The following is a 17,429-nucleotide window of genomic DNA, read 5'->3' as shown; positions in this document are numbered from 1 at the left end:
TAGCTTATTAATAACATGCAATTATTTCAGCGTTATATGGAAAACGAAACCATTATTTATGACTAAAAAAACCAAAAAGTCTTCAGCCAGCACAAAAAAAAGTGGCTCATCTTGGTGGCAAAAACTGTGGTCGCTCACATGGAAATTATCAATCGTTGGTATTGCAGTTGTGAGCTTTTATGCGATTTATTTAGACCAGATTATTGCACAGAAATTTGAAGGCCAAAAGTGGCATTTACCTGCCCAAGTGTTTAGTCGTTCAATGGCTTTATACCCCGGAGCTGCGATAAACCATCCGCAGTTAATGGCTGAGCTTAAGTTACTGGGTTATCGTAAAGTGTCCGAACCACGACAAGTTGGCGAATTTTCTGCTTCGAGCACTCGCATTGAATTATGGCGTCGACCTTTTTTGCATCCCGAAGGCAATCAAGCCGAGCAACGAGTGATGATTAGCTTTGACTCAGAAGGCGTTAGCTCAGTTAAGCGGATGTCTGACAAACGTGAATTAGCAGTATTTCATTTAGAACCGGTATTACTTGATCGCATTATTGCCGGCGATGGTGAAGACCGTCTATTTGTGCGAACACCAGAGATGCCTTCGATGATCATCGATGCGCTTATTTTGGTTGAGGATCGCAGTTTTTATGAGCATTTTGGGGTTAACCCATTGGCTATTGCACGTGCTGCCGTGGTCAATATTACTGCTGGCCGTACAGTGCAAGGTGGTTCTACCTTAACCCAGCAGTTAGCCAAAAACTTCTTTTTAAGCAGTGAACGTTCTCTTGTTCGTAAAGCTCGCGAAGCCATAATGGCATTGATTATTGATTTTCGTTATAGCAAAGATGAGATTCTTGAAGCTTATCTTAATGAAGTGTACATGGGCCAAGACAAGGCTCGTGGTGTGCATGGTATGGGGTTAGCGTCACAATTCTACTTTGGTCGCCCTATTGGTGAGCTGACCGTGTCGCAGCAAGCCTTTTTAGTTGCGGTCATTAAAGGACCTTCTTATTACAACCCGTGGCGTTACCCGGAACGAGCCCAAGAGCGCCGTGATTTAGTGTTACGTCTGCTAATGGAAAGCGATAAATTAACCGTTGCCCAATATAAAGCTGCAGCAGAGTCACCGATAGGTTTACGCAGTGCTACAAAATCGGTACACCAGAAGTTACCAGCGTTTTTTGCTGTGGTAAAACAAGAGTTGCGCGACCGATATGGCGATTCGTTACTGAAGCAGTCGGGCGTAAAAGTGTATACCACACTCGATCCAATGGCCCAAGAAGCTGCAGAAAAAGCAGTGCTGTCTACCATGGCATCACTCGATAAACGGGCTAAAAACGTTCAAGTTGGTATGGTTGTTACCGACAAATATACTGGCGGCATTGCTGCGATGGTGGGTGATAAACAACCAAGTTATGAAGGGTTTAACCGCGCGGTTGAAATTAGACGTCCAATTGGATCGTTAATAAAACCATTTGTGTATGCCAGCGCATTACGCCAAGCAGATAAGTTCACTTTAGCCACACCCGTAGAGGACAAACCGATCACTCTTAAAAATGAGCAAGGTAAAACGTGGTCTCCTAAAAACGTGGATAAAAAATTCAGTGGTCAAGTGCCTTTATTAAACGCGTTTAAAGATTCAATGAACGTTCCAACGGTTAATGTTGGTTTGGCTGTTGGCGTTGAAACGGTTGCTGCTACATTGAAAAAATCGGGTTGGGAGGATGATATATCCCCTTATCCATCGATGTTACTGGGTGCGGTGAATGGCTCACCATTAATGGTGGCTCAAGTTTATCAAACCATTGCTGATGAAGGTCGCTATCGTAAGTTATCATCTATTACAGCGGTATTAGACAGTCAAAACCAAGCGTTGGAAGTGACTCGGGTGCCATCGTCGATGGCGATTGATCCGGCAACCGATTACTTAGTTCAATATGCAATGAACCAAGTGGTGCGCAGTGGTACGGCTAAGCGTTTAGGCGCTGCATTTCCTGGGGTTCGTTTAGCGGGTAAAACCGGCACCAGTAATGATAGCCGTGACTCTTGGTTTGCTGGATTTGATGAGCGTAACGTAGCGGCTATTTGGGTCGGTCAAGACGATAACAGTAAAACGGGCCTGTATGGCAGCAGCGGTGCAATGGCCGTGTATCAAGCCTTTTTACATGAACGTCCACCGCTTAGTTTACGAATGATGCCTGTAAATGGGGTGATTAATGGCTATTTTGATCGTACAACAGGTATGGCTAAACAAGGTAATTGTGACAACATTATCGGCCTACCTGCATTAGACGCAAGCTATCATCCTGTAGCCAATTGTGGCAAATCATTATCTTGGTGGCAGAAGCTGGTGGGAGAGTAAAACGTTAGCTTAACCATTATATAGTTGCCAACAATAAGCCCAAAGTAATGACTTACTTTGGGCTTATTTTTAACCTTATTTTGGATAATAAACCATGTTAAAACCATCTTTTTCCCGCTAACGATGTTGCGTTAACGAGTAACAGACCAACCATCCACACAGCTAAAATAAGTGACTGCCTTTGGTCGCAATTAAAATCGTAGTGCAATATTTCTAATGCTATTTACGTTTACCGAGTTGATTGCGTAAAGTGGCAATTTCTTCGATCATTTGCTGCTGATTTTGTTCCATGCGCTCAAGTGCTTGTTCTAGCTTGGTATTGATTTCCGCTTTATGCGCTGCTTGAGCCTCTTGTGCTTCGTTCCGTTCTTGCTCATCTGGTGCGACGAAAACAGATGCCATATAACCAGATATCACCCCGAAAAAGCTGACACCACTAATGATCACTAATCCCCCAATAATATGTCCTACAGTACTGACGGGATAGAAGTCACCGTAACCGACGGTTGATATGGTCACTAATGCCCACCAAATGGCTTGCTCTGCTGTTTGGATATTGGCGCTAGGCTCTGTGCTTTCTACCAATAAAATAAGTACAGATGCAGTGGCTAAAATTAATACCATCGCCACCAGTAAACTGGCTAATGTAGATTGTTTTCGCTGACGTAATAACGGGATTAATAATGACCGGCTCATGCGGATTAATCGAATAACCCTTAATATTTGGAATATACGGGCGATACGCAGTGCTTCAATGGCCGGAATGCTGGCAACAAAGTCTATCCAATGGTGCCTAAAGTAAAAGGCTTTATTACGTGCTTTGAATAAACCATGGAAAAACTTGGTCATAAAAATCATGCAGATAGTCGTGTCGATATACAGCAACACTTTGTTGGTTTCAGCATCTAATTTACCAAACGTAATGGTGAGTACAATCACCACGGAGACCAATGATAACACCATCATTGCGAGTTCAAATGGGCTTGGACCATCGACATTTTTGATCGACCAACGTTTAGATTCGAGCATATATTAAGTCCGTTTACATTCGTTCGCCGAGAGGCTTTGGTAAGATATTGAGCTTATCATAACAAAAAACGCACAAGACAAGTGTCTAGTGCGTTGTTTTTAGTTGAGGTAATGTGCCGACAACGGTGTTTATTTTGACGATTTAGTATCTACGAAGTGAACCAAATCATCTAATACGCGCTTTTTGATTTCCAGCTGCGACTCTGATTCTAAGCCGTATTTCTGGGCTAAAATAACGTAATCTTCAGCATTTAATGACACCGTTAAACGGGGGCGCTTAGGACGTTTGGATACTGATAATCCAAGTATTGTCCTGATTTGGTCTGAGGGACTGACGCCTTTGTCTAGGGCTTCTTTTCGGATTGAGTATTGAAACTTCTCATCCAGATCAAAAGCCACTTGGGTTGCTTTTGCAGCTTGTTGGTTTTTAAGCCACTTATCTGGTAACGGTTTGCCTGAACTCATTAGAAAATCGTCTCCTACCTGTATCAGCTTGCTGGCCAGTACTCTCTAATATCGGTCAGTGGGCGATATAAAGTCAACATCACTTCAGTGTCTCCACTTTCGTAAACTTCAACATCAAGTGCGTGAGAGTCATCCGAATTGGCTAAACTGTAACCTTCAAAACCTTCACCGCGAGCATCATCGTCGTTTTGAGGCGGCTTTAGATCGCGATAATCTTGACGGTGGAAGTAACCAAAAGCTGCAAATTCAACTTGATGATATTCATCACTGAGCCATTTATCGAACTCAGTGGCTAACTCGGCTGGAAGCGCCTGCAATGTCAGCGTTGCTTTGCCTGGTTCTTCAAATATTTCAGCAAATGCGTCAAGATCAAACAATTGTTCAACCACAGCGCGATTGATTTTCATTGAAATACTTAAGTAGGATTCGTCTTCTTGCACGTAGGATAAATAGATTGCGGTGCCGCTATGGCCACGTAATAAGAATTCACAAAGCTGCGAGCGTTGGTATTCATAGGTATGAATAGCTTCAACCTTAAGCTGTTGCCCACGCAATTGCGTAGGCAAAGCAAAACTGTCATCAAAGGTGATCATATCACCCTTGAGCAGTTTATTAGGATGGTCAAGCTGACGCTTCGGGGCTTCTTTTTTGCCGAATAGGCCGCTAAGAAATCCCATAATAGCTTAACCTTTACGTGCTTTAATGCGATCTAGCACAGCATTAGCATTTGATTTTTGCTCGCCAATACCTGCTTCAGCTAACTTGGCATGTAATGACTTATCGCTATTCTCTTCAGCTAATGTTTCTGACGCTTTTAGGCGGTCATCAAACTGCTGTTGACGTGCTTTAATGCGCTCTAGTGAATCTTTAGCGTTAAGCAGTTTTGAATTGCTTGATGCAAATGAGTCTGTGATAGTCGCAGTAGCTTTTTGCACGCTTTCAGTGGTTTTAACCATAGTAAGTTGACGTTGGTAATCATTTAACTGACGCTCTGTCTTCTTCACTAAATCTTTTAAACGCACTGCATGTGAGCTAAAGCTGTCATTGGCGGTTTGTTGTTCAGCTAATTCTTCGTCTAGTTGAGCAATCTTTTCAGCAATTTCAATCGCTAAAGCTTCATTACCTTTATCTAACGCTTGGGTTACATAACCCTCGTGCTCAACAACACTACGCTTTAGGCGATCAATTTCGCGGCTGGCTTGCATTTCTTTAGCCATAACGTCAGTCAATTCACGTTTAGCGCGGGTTAAATGTTTTTCTGCATCACGAATTTCTTGTTCAAAAATTCGGGTTGAGTTTGCGTCAACGATATTTTGGCCAACTTCAGTTGCACCACCACGAAACGCTGTAAGAATCTTGTTTAGAATGCCCATAATTGGCTCCTTAAATTAAAAATTCGACGAGTTCGTCGATGACTTCCAGACAGTTGTCTGACAGTACTGCTAATTCTTGTTCAATTTCTTCCATGCTTGATTGCACAGACAATGCACCGTAAACCACATATTTATCATCGATTTTGGCAAACGATGATAATGGCATTGGAATGTTGAGCTCTAACATGGTCTCAAACATTTCAGCGCGGCGAGTTTGGTTTACTTCGTTTTCGCCCCACAAATAACTGATACACAATATTTGGTTGTCAGTTACTGATACAAACACCGGAATTTCTTCTCGGCCGACAATATTGACTTGTAACACTTCAACATCACCGTCAATTGGATAACAATCAAACTGAAAACCGGTTTTGCTTTGATCGCATAGTCCGTTTAAGTGACCTGCAATAGTATGGATGTTCATATTCGTCCTTAATTGACATATTATGTCTGTGAGTAAAGATAGCATCTAGACATAATATGTCAAGCGCTATCTGATCCAATTAAAAAAGATTAATTACTTCGTTTTCTGACCAAGCCGCTAAATGGTAGTGATACAGCTGTAGTGAACCAATTTCATTCACTTTAATATTGTCTATATCGCCATAGAAGTGCTTTGGAAACTCAAATGAAGCGTGGATAAGCCCTGGGGTAAGCCACTCTTCTGGTACCGGAATTTCATCTATTGCAGCCAATCGTTGCTGCGGGTTTTTACCCATTTTACTGCCAATGCTCCAGCCCCATTCACCAAAGCTAGGGACATTATGGTGATACTGCTTTACATTAAATCCAGCCGCAGTCAGTGTTTTTCCGACCGACATAAATGCTTTTTGTGCATGATAAGGTGAGGTTGATTGCACCGTGATCACGCCATCAGCGCTGAGTAACTCGTTGAGCTTGCGATAAAATAAATCTGAATAAAGTTTATTTAAGTCTGGATGACTTGGGTCGGGTAAGTCAACAATGATGGCATCAAACATTTTGCCATTTTGAATTAGCTTATCGACACCGTTAAACGCATCGTCGACCATAAGCGTTAAGCGAGGATCGTTTAACGCATCACCGTTTAACGTCAGTAATGCATCTCTTAAGTGCTTGGGCATATCTGCAGGAGGCGATTTAAACAGTGCCAGCAAGTCTTTATCTAAATCCATTAAGGTCACGGCTTTTGGTTGCCATTTGAGCACTTGTTTTAGCCCCAAGCCATCACCACCGCCAATAATTAACACGTTATCGTGACGTGCGCTGGCAGCCAGTGTGGGATGCACTAGGAAACTGTGATAAATATGCTCGTCGCTGCTCGAAAATTGCAGACGACCATTAATGTATAAATTATAAACTGGAGGCAATTCGCCACCGCGCAAACGTTCAGTAAAGTTGAGCTGCTGGAACCGTGTTGCTTTAGCGTAAACCACATGATCTTTATATAATAGATTATTAAAATGCTGTTCCCAGCTAGGGCCTTTAACCGCGAGTAAGCCAATCACAACGCTGGCAATAATGTGGCCTATTAGCAACCACTTAGCATGACGGATCTGTGCCCAAAATCGCCAAATAAATACTAGCCCAGCGAGTAAATTAACACTGGCGGTTAATGCCGCTGCTAATTGAATATCAATCGACAACATAAAACCAACCCAGATAGCGGCGCCGATACCAGCACCAATGTAATCGGCACCATATATGGTGCCGGCATTATGCAGTAAGTGTGCTTCAGATAAGGATTGCCGAACTCGAGCAATAAGTGGGATCTCCATGCCAATCATTAACCCAAGCAATACTCCCCACACATAAGGTAAGAATTCACTCAGGGTTTGCAGGCTGGCAATAAAGCCACCATTGGGTAAATGATCGGGCGGCAAGCCCAATGTATTGGCGATAGTTAATGGCAGTTGTTGACCAAATCCAATCACGGCAGCGGTAACGATAATGGCAAATGAGCCACACAGTGCCACGGTTAATTCGAGCATGGCAAAGCCTGTAAACGCGCATTTTATTTTACGTGCAGCAAATGCGCCCACACCCATAGACACAATCATTAATCCAATCATGGTGTAAATGGCAGCTTCTAGTGCGCCGAGAATTCGACCTGCATAGTGTGACAGTAAATATTCATAGATAAGGCCACATCCCGCCAGCGAAGCCATGATGCCGAGTAATAAGGCATCATCAAACTTCGATACTTGACGGGATGATAGAGGACTTTGCTGCGAGTCCCCCGGTGTTGTATTGGTGGGAAGTTCATCGAGCAAAGGTGTTGTCATAAATTAAGCCATTAACGCCGTAAGAATAAGAGCAACAGCAATACTAATCGCCATTTCAACGGCTGCAATACCTATGTTGTGTTGCTTTTCGACTTCCTCAGCAAGATTAATTCCGGCTAACACCAGTTTTTTCACTAAGGCGATCAGCAGCGATAACACCACTAGCATTATCAATGAGAATACACACCAACCGATAATGTTGGTTACATAGGCTGTTGGGTCATAAACAATAAAATGGCTTGCCGCATTGAAGCTTAACGCCATGGCTATCATGTAGCCGCTATGGCGCAATGCTAATGCCGTTTGACCTTGAGTTAAGGCTTGTTGCATTGAGGCATCTTGATTACGTTTAGCATAACGTTTTTCACGTAATCGAGTGAGTATCACTAACATCAGTTGTGAGATTAGAAAGGCACTAAAAATAGCAATGAAGGTATCTAAAGTAATATCTTCAGCCCACATTAATACCGCGCGAATAATAATTGCTGTAGCAATGGCTGCAGCGGCGTCAACCACGGCAACCGACACGTTACCTTTAAGGATTTCAGCGTTTTTAGCAAATTCATTTAAGGCGATTTTATCATGCAAAAAGCGACCTAATTTAATCAATACTAAGCCAAACAAGCCGTAAGCCGACATGCCAATGGCTTCGGTTAAATAAGACGGTGCAGCCTCGCCGGTAATGGCGCCTGTAAGCACAATACCTAGCGCAGCAATTGCACCTGCAGTACTGATACCAAATGCAAAATTATCACGCTCTGCTAACTCGGCACTGCTGTTGACTTTAATACTCCAGCCTTGCAAATAACGCATTAGCGCCAGTAAAACGATAGCGATGGTTAAATCAATGGCTAAAATAATCGCCAAATGTTGAGTTAAGCCATATTCTTGAAAAAATGTCATGGTGAGTCCTTACCTATTTTCCACGGCTAACACCGCGACTAGTGCGGCTGCTTGAGTTACGGAAACTGCTGTCTTTTGAATAGCTCGAACGGAATTTACGACTCGCGCTCTGAGTGGTACTACTGGCTTTAGGTGCGCTAGCACTTTGACGCGACAAGCTTGTAGAACCTGTTCGAGTTTTTGCATAAGGGCTGTCGAATCGTTTCCCCTGACTGCTAAAACGTTTCTTGGTTTGTTCAAAGGTTTTGGCTTGTGATGTCGCTTGTTTAGGTGATGTATAACGGTAACGTCCTACATCATTATAATAGCTGTAACCACGATTACCCGACCAACGGTCATAACCTATTGGGCGAGTGAAGTTAGAAAACATCGCATACATGCCATACCAAGCCCAAATCGACGTGCCACTTGAATTGTTTTGCCAGCTACCATAAGCAGGATTACCCACAAGCTGGCTGCCTGCACCGCTACCGTCGGTCCCATTAGCAAGCGCTTCAGCTTCACGACTGATCGCATTCACTCTGGCGAGTTGCCCTTTAGACATATCGGCAACAACATTGACTGGGTCGGACAGCATATCGTTATACAAGCTGGTGTCAGCGGCTTGATAAATATTCTGTGCTTCAGCTAACTGTTGGTCTAAATCAATAAAATTAGCGCTGTCGTTTAAGTCTTTGTAACGACGCGTTAATGACTTAAACATTGGTCCTTCAGTGCTGGCATCTTTAGCCAATTCTTCTAGTAATGGGGTTAAGTCGGATTGACGCTGAGCGAGAACTCGAGTGTATTGTTCGAGTAACGTCGCATTGCGTAACTGATTGTTGTCGAGCGAACTAGCCAACAGATCAAGTCGTTGTTGGGTCAGTTGCTGGTACTTAGCAATTTGTTCCGGTCTGTCGTCACCGCAACCGCCAAGGGCTAGTGTGACAAACAATACCGTTATCAATGTGAGTACACGGGGGAGGTGACCTACCATGTTTTCTCCAAAATGTAGATTTTTCATGTGCTAATTCAATATGACACAGGTTATAGTAATCTTAGTGTCAATGATATTAATCTGATCATTGGACTGACTGATAGATATAACATTCACGACATAATATGTCCAACGTTCATTTTCTTTAGGGGTCATTATTGCCATGCAAAACCAAGGTAACAAAGTATTATCTGCAGCGATGTTAGACAGCGCAGATCGTTACTGGTTAAGACTCTGTGACGTTTGGCCGGAAGCTAAAACAGCACTCACAGCCATGCAACAGCAAGAGTTAACGGCCGTGTTTGGGTTAAGTGACTATATGGGTGAGCAACTTTGCCGCCATCCAGAATGGATTGTGCAGTTATTTGATGGCCTATTAGATGATGTGGTGCGCAGTGAGTTTGATGCTCAGTTACATGTGCTGTTAGCGGAGTTGACTCAAGAAGAGCAGGTCAAGTCTGCCTTACGTCGTTATCGTAATTTGCAAATGGTGCGCTTAGCATGGAGAGACTTTTTAAATTACACCCCAGTAGAAGAATCTCTTCTCGACTTATCAGCACTGGCTGAAGCATTGGTTATCGCTGGGCGAGATTGGTTATATCAAGAGATGTGTCAGCAATACGGCACGCCAACAAGTGCTGAAGGTAAGCCACAACCGTTACTGATTTTAGGCATGGGAAAACTGGGTGGCCGTGAACTTAATTTTTCATCAGACATCGACTTAATTTTTACCTTTCCAGAACATGGTGAGACCGTAGGTGGTCGTCGGACTCAGGCCAATCAGCAATTTTTTATCCGTATGGGACAACGCTTGGTGAATTTACTCGACCAAGTCACCGTTGATGGATTCGTTTTCCGCGTAGACATGCGTCTTCGACCTTACGGTGAAAGTGGTCCTTTGGTGGTCAGTTTTGGTGGTTTAGAAGACTATTACCAAGAACAAGGTCGTGATTGGGAGCGTTATGCCATGGTCAAAGCGCGAGTGCTTGGGCCTTGGTCTGGCTATTGTGATGAGTTGCATGACCTGCTACGGCCGTTTGTTTATCGCCGTTATATCGATTTTTCTGCGATTGAATCATTGCGTAAAATGAAGCAACTTATCGCTCAAGAGGTCAGGCGTCGACAATTAACCGATAATATTAAACTCGGTGCCGGCGGGATCCGTGAAGTTGAATTCGTGGTGCAAAGTTTTCAATTGATCCGTGGTGGACGTGAGCCTGCATTGCGTCAGCAAAGTTTATTTGGTGCTATTGATACCTTATACAGCTTAGGGCAGTTGGAATACTTAGCCGTTGATGAGCTTAAACACAGTTACATTATATTGCGCCGAGTTGAAAACTTGTTGCAAGCGATTGACGATAAACAAACGCAAACCCTGCCTAATAACGAGCTCGATTGGCAGCGTTTATGTTATCCGTTAGGTATGGCAGATGAAGCCGAACTTCGTCAGAAAATAAACCAAGCAATGTCGACTATTCATGGTCATTTCAATGCCACCGTGGGTGGTACTGACAGCCATGAGCACAATGATCATTGGACTGCTTTATTTTGGAATGTTCAGCAAGATGAACACGCAAATGCATTGCTGCAAGAACAACAAGTCGATGATGCTGAATTATGGCAACTGTTAAGTGAGTGGCGTCAAACAGTGTCTAAACGTTCTATCGGACCGCGAGGGCGTGAGACTTTAGATAAATTAATGCCTAAGTTGCTTGAAGAATTAGTCACTCAAACTAAACCAAGCCAAGCATTTAAACCGGTAGCCAAAGTGCTGGATAAAATATTAACCCGTACCACCTATCTAGAGCTTTTATGTGAAAACCCAGGTGCCAGACAGCAATTAGTGAGTTTGTGTTGTGCAAGCCCTTGGATTGCCCGCGAGCTGGCGAATTTCCCAATGCTGCTCGATGAGTTGATTGATCCGTCGCAGCTGTATGACATTACCTCGATTGATGATTACCCTAGCGAATTACGCCAGTACTTATTACGTGTGCCCGAAGATGACATGGAACAGCAGATGGAAGCGGTGCGACAGTTTAAATTGTCTCAGCAGCTGAAGATTGCGGCTGCTGATGTTACTGGGGTATTGCCGGTAATGCAGGTTAGTGATCATTTAACCTTTTTAGCAGAAGCTATTATAGAGCAAGTGGTGCTGCAAGCTTGGCATCAGATGGCATCTCGCCATGGTATACCGGCAGGAACCAGCCCAAGTAACATGGGTTTTGCGGTGATTGGCTACGGTAAGCTCGGTGGCATTGAGCTGGGTTACGGTTCTGATTTAGATTTGGTTTTTTTACACGGCCACACAGGTCCTGGCGCAACCGATGGTAAGCGTCCTATTGATAATGGCCATTTCTACCTGAAGCTTGCTCAGCGTATTGTGCATTTATTTGCTACCCGCACAACATCCGGTGAGTTATATGAAGTGGATATGCGCTTACGTCCGTCAGGTGCTTCTGGTTTGTTAGTGAGTGAGATTGAGCATTTTGGTGCCTATTTACAACAAGAAGCGTGGACCTGGGAGCATCAAGCATTAGTGCGCTCACGTTTTGTGTTTGGTGATTATTCGCTTGCCGGTCGTTTTAGCGATTTACGCGCGCAAGTATTGCAAATAGAGCGTGATAAAGGGGTTTTAGCAAAAGCAGTAAAGGACATGCGCATAAAAATGCGCGAGCATTTGTTGCAAGTGGAACTAGGACAGTTTGATTTAAAACAGAGTGCTGGTGGTATTGCCGATATAGAGTTTATTGCTCAGTACTTAGTGTTAGCGAATGCTCATCAATATCATGAATTAACCATTTGGTCTGATAATGTACGCATTTTTGAGGTGTTGGCGGAGTTGGAGTTATTGCCCATCATGCAAGCCCAACATTTAACCCAAACTTATTGCTGGCTGCGTGACGAGAATCATGAACTGACCTTACAACAGTTGCCCGGCAAATTACCCGTACAACGTGTGCAGCAAAAAATCGACAGCGTAATTGAAATTTATAATGAAATTTTAGCGGACTAACCACTAATAAAAATAGGCTAGGTTGATACTTAGTTACTTAGTTACTTAACTGCTTTGATTTAGAGCATTGTTATTTTTATTGAGTGGCTTGTTTAATGCTTCTGGCACCAATACCTGACAATGAATACACTCGACTCGAAACGCTTCGAGGCCTAAATGTACTGGATACGATCGCTGAGGAACGTTCGACCGTATCACTCGGTTGGCAAAACGATTGTTTTCAGTGTCAATTAGTGTGGTGAGTTTAATCGACTTCGAACGCCAATGGTTCAAGTCTGTGCAGGGGTTGGATAAATGTGAAACGCAGCGTGATATTTCATTCTGTGGCCATGTTATTAATCAATAACATGTTTTAGTTGTGCGACACACACTAAAATATGAACGTTTTGCTGACAACCCTCTTGTGTTGGCGGCTCCTAATATTCGATTTTACGCCGGTTATCCGTGAACGATGCCTAACGGTGTGAGAGTAGTCACCCTTGTGCCTTATCGATGATAAGCCGAGATCATTTTCTAAAGATGATGAAGCTGCTTTAGAAGACTTAGGTAAAATTGTTGCAGAAGAACTGCTGTCAATTCAGCAAAATACCTTAGATGCGCTTACCGGTATTTCTCATCGTCGCGGCTTTTAATTACTGACGGATAAGGCAATTGCTTACGGTGATAGACTTGGTTTTGAAACGTGTTTAATTTTCTTTGGTTTAGATTATTTTAAAGCAATTAACGACAAGTTTGGCCATGAAGCAGGTGATACCATCTTGAAGACTTTTGCTGGCTTATTGATCGACAGCTTTCGCGAATCGGATATTATTGCCCGCTTTGCTGGTGATGAATTTATGGCACTTTTGAGCCAAAGTGATGACGTCAGTGTTAATAATGTATTACAACAGTTTTCAACTGTGCGTTAATCAACATAATCTGCAAAAAAGTAAAACATACCCTTTAAAATACAGTAAGGGTGTGGGACATCGACAAACCAGGCAGCCATTATCGTTAAATGATTATTTGGTCAAGGTCGATAAGGCCATGTTTGTTGATACAGCAACGCATCATCAGAGAACATAAACTGATGTTACATAATACTTATTTGCCTGAAAACATTGGTTTACTTAGCTCAACATTCTTACCACAGGTAACTCATTTTATAAGTTACCTGTGGTAAGAATGTTGAGCGGCTAAAGATAATACACCTACCGTAACGCTCATCCATTTACCTAGCCGCAGCGAAATAAATCATTGTTAACAACACCCGTAACATCAATTTATTTTCATAATCAATAGTTTATTGGTGTATCAGTTTAGTATCTTTTCTATCCACATTTGATAAATAGGTAAACCAATTAATACGTTTATCGGGAACGTTATTCCGAGTGATGCCAACATCGCTAAACCAATATTAGCATCTGGTATTGCAGCCTTTATTGCGGCCGGTGCTGCAATATAAGACGCACTTGCACTGAGGCCAGCAAGCACCAATATACTGCCAGATGGCAAATCAAGTAACACCCCTAAGCCGATACCTGCCCAAGCTAAAACAAATGGAATTACCGCAGCAAATACCAATAAGCGCCATTGTTTGTAAGGGATAGGGAAGCACACCTTGGCGGTGCTAATTCCCATTTCTAATAAGAACAGTGCTAATAACGTTTTAAAACCACCCAATAACATTGGTGTGAGCGGTGCCATGCCACTAGTGCCATATATCCAGCCTATGATCACCCCTCCACAGGGCAATACGACTCCGCGGCTTGTCAGTGCCTCGTGCAATACGCTGCCAGCCGAAGAGTGTTCGCTATCACCTGCTACTTTTGCTTGTAAGTAGCGGTGGAGCCATAACATGATAATAATCGCAGGCAATTCGAGTAGTACTAGATACAGTGTTGTTTCTGGTCGTAAAGGCCACTGAGATTGATCGACCATGGTCATCACTACGGCAAATGTCCCCGCACTTACTGAGCCGTAATGGGCAGCAATACTAATCGCTTCTTTTTGCGGTAATTGAATCAATTTTCGAAGTAGAGGATAAAGGCTAAGCGGGATTATGAACCCAAGTGCGATAACAGACAGTAATTCGGTGACAGCCAAATTGGCTGTTTCACCATGCAGTGCCATGCCACCTTTTAGTCCCAACGTCAGCATAAGCAAGATAGATAGGGTTTCGTAGGTCGCTTTAGGGACTTTTAAATCTGATTTTATCAACCCGGCAAGCAAACCGAGGGCAAAAAAGGCAATCACAATATCAGGCATGGTATAGGTTCTGTCTGTTATAAAGTATCGCGATTTTGCCTTGTTGTGTTAACAAAGGGAAATGTTTTAGCGAAAAAATACTGCCGTATTAGGCTTATTCATTCTGGGGTGATCTATCGTGTTGTACTTTGCTGATCTATCATGTCGTACTTCGCTGATCTATTAAGTGCAATTGGCGTATAGTATCTTTGAATGATAATACAAAAAATTAATAGCAGAGCATGATATGAAAAATGAAATTGATATTCACCGCGCGTTGAAAGTGTTTAACAAAATCACACAACATGGTGAAAAGAGGGCGCTGGAAGACGGTCATCATGGTCATGATTATTGGTTATGCGGTATTAGTGCGCAAACGGATCACGATGGTTATACCATTACTTTAGCTGATGCTCAGGTTAGCTTGACGGTATTTTTTCACAATAAGTACCAATTCGATTACTCAACTAGTGATGCTCTTGACAACTTTTTACGTCTCTTTACTGACGTAGAAAACTATCAAGCATCATAATCCACTGCACAAACAGGCCTGTTTAGCGGTTTATTCCATTGCTGCAGGTCTATTTAGGCCCATTGTTGCATTTCTATAAGACGACTATAAGTGCGCCTAAACTCAAACTGTAATGCCCCGTCGACATATAAATCTTCTAAGTTACAGTCGCTATTGAGGATTAACATCACTTTTTGATCGTACAGTTCGTCTACTAAACTAATAAAGCGTCGAGTCGGATCGTCTTCACTGGCATATGCCAGTTGTCTCTCGCCAGTGGTCGTTGCTAGTGCGCCGTCTTCAGTGCCGCGAGCTTTAATCCAACTGCGTACTTCACCGCCTAATTTTGGTACATTACTGAGTAATATATGGCTAAATCTCCCCGCTAATTCAATGTAATCCAATGCCGATCGCGGGCCTTGGCACAACGCTGAAAATTCAAACCAAGCAAGTTGCCCATATTGAGCTTCAATGGCAATAGCGCGCTGACAAATCTCAATTGGATCGGGTTGATTTATTATGCTGGCATTAGCTTGGGGGTACTGTTGACACAGTAGTGAAAACACCGTTTGAGGCTTTATTACAGACGGCAATATTAACCAATGGGCTGATGTTGTTGACGTTACGGCGTTAGAGTGTAAACGATGATCGATCTGACCGTCTAAATGGATCGATTGAGTGTATTGTAATAGCAGATCGATAGTGTGTAAAAATCGATCGCGTTGTAAACCATTTTTATACAAGTCGACGATTGGTACATTGGAGGTTGCGACTAATACAACGCCTGACTGAAATAATGTTTCAAATAATCGGCCAAGTAAAATGGCATCACCGATGTCAGCGACAAAAAACTCATCAAAACATATAACAGAATATTTCGCCGCTATCTGTTTACCAATGTGAATTAATGGATCTCGTATTCCCGATGTTTGATTGAGTTGCTGGTGGATCATGGCCATAAAGCGATGAAAGTGCAGGCGTAATACGGTTTTATTCGTTTGATGCTGTGAGCTATTCATGCTCTGGTTGCACTGAATCTGGTCGCACTGAATTTGATCACACAAGCTTTGATAGAATAGATCCATCAAAAAGGTTTTCCCTCGGCCCACATCTCCCCATAAATATAAGCCTGAGCTGCTTGTGCTAACCGATAGGCATTGCTGATAAAGCAAATCAAGCGCGAGTATTGCTTGCTGCTGGGCAGGATCCTCAACAATATTGTGCTGAAGACGTTGTTGGTAAGCTTGTAATGGCGACATAGCACTTAGGGTAAATTGTTGATCTGGGTAGTATACCATTAACGACTTACTTTATTATGCTGCGTTTTTCCTTTAAGCTCTTGTGATAAAAATAACAATCTATTAACCCAGAGCATTAACTCAGAGCATTAATCCTAACAAGGACCCAAAATGAATAATAAAAATAAGGGCATGACCTATATTGGTGTCGATATGGCGTTGGAAGGTGATATGAATATTCAAGGCCCTGCAATGATAGCGGGCCAAACTAAGGGTAAAATCAGTTCAACTGATCAAATAAAAATTGAACCAGGTGGGGTGGTTGAAGGTGAAGTTTTTTGTCAAGAGCTGCGAGTTTCTGGTTTATTTAAAGGCAAGCTACATTGCAATAAACTCATTATTGTCAGTTCGGGTATTGTTGAAGGTGAAGTATCCAGTCATCAAATGGAAATTTATGATGGCGGTCAATTTATAGGGATGCGAACTAAAGGGCCTGAATCGTCGGGGTTACCTCAAGTTGATAGCGAACGTGTAAACAGTCAGCAGCAAACGCCTTCAATGTCAGATAACAAAACGCCGATGTCTAGGGGAAAACTTAGCTTGGTGGCGGTAGCTGCTATTGTGATTATTACGGCAGTGGTTATGCAGCCGACAATTAGCTCCGCGCTAAATCGCGGTCAAGCACCATCTGCTGATATGAATCAAGCAAACACCCAGCAATACCCACTATCAGAATCGAACGTGACAGAAGAAAATGCAGCAGCGCTATTACACGACATAGATCAACAGACTTCATTTGCTGAGCAAGCCGAAGAGTTAATTAATGCGGGTCAGAGTGATATTAACGTGGCGATGGAAGATTTACATGCATTAGCACAAACAAGTGAAGCGATGGGTGATAGTCAGAATACTAGTGATAATGTTGATCACGATGGCTCGACGATTAGTACACCAGATAAGTGACCCGCATCTCTTATCGGGGATAGAGTGTTAATAACAATTTTTGCTATTAAGTTTATATAAAAATGGCTTGGTTAATCACAGTGTTTACTGAATTAACCAAGCCATTTTT

Annotated in this window: 14 protein-coding genes and 1 pseudogene; 5 read left to right on the top strand and 10 right to left on the bottom strand. The window is 42.8% G+C overall.

The window, feature by feature from the left end:
• Positions 1-58: 58 nt before the first annotated feature.
• Entirely contained in the window at positions 59-2,359 is a 2,301-nt protein-coding gene (gene mrcB, locus H5202_RS00700) for a penicillin-binding protein 1B (protein ID WP_182770058.1), read from the top strand.
• Between the two features lie 219 nt (positions 2,360-2,578).
• Here the strand turns inward: mrcB and H5202_RS00695 are convergent, their stop codons facing one another.
• From H5202_RS00695 to H5202_RS00660, 8 genes are all read right to left on the bottom strand, one after another.
• Positions 2,579-3,388: a potassium channel family protein gene (locus tag H5202_RS00695; RefSeq protein WP_182770056.1), complete on the bottom strand. Its 810-nt coding sequence runs from the start codon at positions 3,386-3,388 to the stop codon at positions 2,579-2,581.
• A gap of 129 nt (positions 3,389-3,517) precedes the next feature.
• Positions 3,518-3,853: a hypothetical protein gene (locus H5202_RS00690; protein WP_011638707.1), complete on the bottom strand. Its 336-nt coding sequence runs from the start codon at positions 3,851-3,853 to the stop codon at positions 3,518-3,520.
• A gap of 23 nt (positions 3,854-3,876) precedes the next feature.
• Positions 3,877-4,530, bottom strand: coding sequence for a hypothetical protein (locus H5202_RS00685; protein ID WP_182770054.1), 654 nt, complete (start codon positions 4,528-4,530; stop codon positions 3,877-3,879).
• 6 nt (positions 4,531-4,536) lie between these two features.
• The gene (locus H5202_RS00680; protein WP_011638705.1) at positions 4,537-5,226 is read right to left on the bottom strand and encodes a PspA/IM30 family protein; all 690 of its coding nucleotides are present in this window, start codon (positions 5,224-5,226) and stop codon (positions 4,537-4,539) included.
• A 10-nt stretch (positions 5,227-5,236) separates the two neighbouring features.
• The gene (locus H5202_RS00675) at positions 5,237-5,650 is read right to left on the bottom strand and encodes a YjfI family protein (protein WP_182770053.1); all 414 of its coding nucleotides are present in this window, start codon (positions 5,648-5,650) and stop codon (positions 5,237-5,239) included.
• Between the two features lie 79 nt (positions 5,651-5,729).
• Positions 5,730-7,490: a polyamine aminopropyltransferase gene (locus tag H5202_RS00670; RefSeq protein WP_182770051.1), complete on the bottom strand. Its 1,761-nt coding sequence runs from the start codon at positions 7,488-7,490 to the stop codon at positions 5,730-5,732.
• Positions 7,491-7,493: 3 nt separating this feature from the next.
• Positions 7,494-8,393 carry a DUF350 domain-containing protein gene (locus H5202_RS00665; protein ID WP_059746645.1) on the bottom strand — a complete coding sequence of 300 codons (900 nt, stop codon included), beginning with the start codon at positions 8,391-8,393 and terminating at the stop codon, positions 7,494-7,496.
• 13 nt (positions 8,394-8,406) lie between these two features.
• Positions 8,407-9,369, bottom strand: a complete 963-nt coding sequence (locus tag H5202_RS00660) for a hypothetical protein (RefSeq protein WP_182770049.1) — start codon at positions 9,367-9,369, stop codon at positions 8,407-8,409.
• Positions 9,370-9,532: 163 nt separating this feature from the next.
• Here H5202_RS00660 and glnE point away from each other — a divergent pair, with 163 nt between their 5' ends.
• Both glnE and H5202_RS24760 read left to right on the top strand, forming a co-directional pair.
• Entirely contained in the window at positions 9,533-12,382 is a 2,850-nt protein-coding gene (glnE, locus tag H5202_RS00655; protein WP_182770047.1) for a bifunctional [glutamate--ammonia ligase]-adenylyl-L-tyrosine phosphorylase/[glutamate--ammonia-ligase] adenylyltransferase, read from the top strand.
• Positions 12,383-12,477: 95 nt separating this feature from the next.
• Positions 12,478-13,447 (top strand): annotated as a pseudogene (locus H5202_RS24760) (sensor domain-containing diguanylate cyclase).
• A 228-nt stretch (positions 13,448-13,675) separates the two neighbouring features.
• Here H5202_RS24760 and H5202_RS00645 read toward each other — a convergent pair.
• The gene (locus tag H5202_RS00645) at positions 13,676-14,629 is read right to left on the bottom strand and encodes a sodium-dependent bicarbonate transport family permease (protein WP_182770046.1); all 954 of its coding nucleotides are present in this window, start codon (positions 14,627-14,629) and stop codon (positions 13,676-13,678) included.
• Positions 14,630-14,855: 226 nt separating this feature from the next.
• Here H5202_RS00645 and H5202_RS00640 point away from each other — a divergent pair, with 226 nt between their 5' ends.
• Positions 14,856-15,140, top strand: a complete 285-nt coding sequence (locus H5202_RS00640) for a DUF3081 domain-containing protein (protein ID WP_182770045.1) — start codon at positions 14,856-14,858, stop codon at positions 15,138-15,140.
• Positions 15,141-15,193: 53 nt separating this feature from the next.
• Here H5202_RS00640 and zapE read toward each other — a convergent pair whose 3' ends face one another.
• A complete protein-coding gene (zapE, locus tag H5202_RS00635; protein WP_182770044.1) occupies positions 15,194-16,417 on the bottom strand; it encodes a cell division protein ZapE in 1,224 nt (407 codons plus the stop codon).
• Between the two features lie 111 nt (positions 16,418-16,528).
• Between zapE and H5202_RS00630 the strand changes: the two genes are divergently transcribed.
• Positions 16,529-17,320, top strand: a complete 792-nt coding sequence (locus H5202_RS00630) for a polymer-forming cytoskeletal protein (protein WP_182770043.1) — start codon at positions 16,529-16,531, stop codon at positions 17,318-17,320.
• The last annotated feature ends 109 nt before the right edge of the window (positions 17,321-17,429 follow it).

This window comes from Shewanella sp. SG41-4 (assembly GCF_014164505.1).
GTDB lineage: Bacteria > Pseudomonadota > Gammaproteobacteria > Enterobacterales > Shewanellaceae > Shewanella.
This window is presented reverse-complemented; position numbering and strand designations above follow the sequence as displayed.

What these genes read in the sequence shown, in the direction of transcription:
- mrcB (WP_182770058.1), top strand. Translation starts at nt 59, where the DNA reads ATGACTAAAAAAACCAAAAAGTCTTCAGCCAGCACAAAAAAAAGTGGC.
- H5202_RS00695 (WP_182770056.1), bottom strand. Translation starts at nt 3,388, where the DNA reads ATGCTCGAATCTAAACGTTGGTCGATCAAAAATGTCGATGGTCCAAGC.
- H5202_RS00690 (WP_011638707.1), bottom strand. Translation starts at nt 3,853, where the DNA reads ATGAGTTCAGGCAAACCGTTACCAGATAAGTGGCTTAAAAACCAACAA.
- H5202_RS00685 (WP_182770054.1), bottom strand. Translation starts at nt 4,530, where the DNA reads ATGGGATTTCTTAGCGGCCTATTCGGCAAAAAAGAAGCCCCGAAGCGT.
- H5202_RS00680 (WP_011638705.1), bottom strand. Translation starts at nt 5,226, where the DNA reads ATGGGCATTCTAAACAAGATTCTTACAGCGTTTCGTGGTGGTGCAACT.
- H5202_RS00675 (WP_182770053.1), bottom strand. Translation starts at nt 5,650, where the DNA reads ATGAACATCCATACTATTGCAGGTCACTTAAACGGACTATGCGATCAA.
- H5202_RS00670 (WP_182770051.1), bottom strand. Translation starts at nt 7,490, where the DNA reads ATGACAACACCTTTGCTCGATGAACTTCCCACCAATACAACACCGGGG.
- H5202_RS00665 (WP_059746645.1), bottom strand. Translation starts at nt 8,393, where the DNA reads ATGACATTTTTTCAAGAATATGGCTTAACTCAACATTTGGCGATTATT.
- H5202_RS00660 (WP_182770049.1), bottom strand. Translation starts at nt 9,369, where the DNA reads ATGGTAGGTCACCTCCCCCGTGTACTCACATTGATAACGGTATTGTTT.
- glnE (WP_182770047.1), top strand. Translation starts at nt 9,533, where the DNA reads ATGCAAAACCAAGGTAACAAAGTATTATCTGCAGCGATGTTAGACAGC.
- H5202_RS00645 (WP_182770046.1), bottom strand. Translation starts at nt 14,629, where the DNA reads ATGCCTGATATTGTGATTGCCTTTTTTGCCCTCGGTTTGCTTGCCGGG.
- H5202_RS00640 (WP_182770045.1), top strand. Translation starts at nt 14,856, where the DNA reads ATGAAAAATGAAATTGATATTCACCGCGCGTTGAAAGTGTTTAACAAA.
- zapE (WP_182770044.1), bottom strand. Translation starts at nt 16,417, where the DNA reads ATGGTATACTACCCAGATCAACAATTTACCCTAAGTGCTATGTCGCCA.
- H5202_RS00630 (WP_182770043.1), top strand. Translation starts at nt 16,529, where the DNA reads ATGAATAATAAAAATAAGGGCATGACCTATATTGGTGTCGATATGGCG.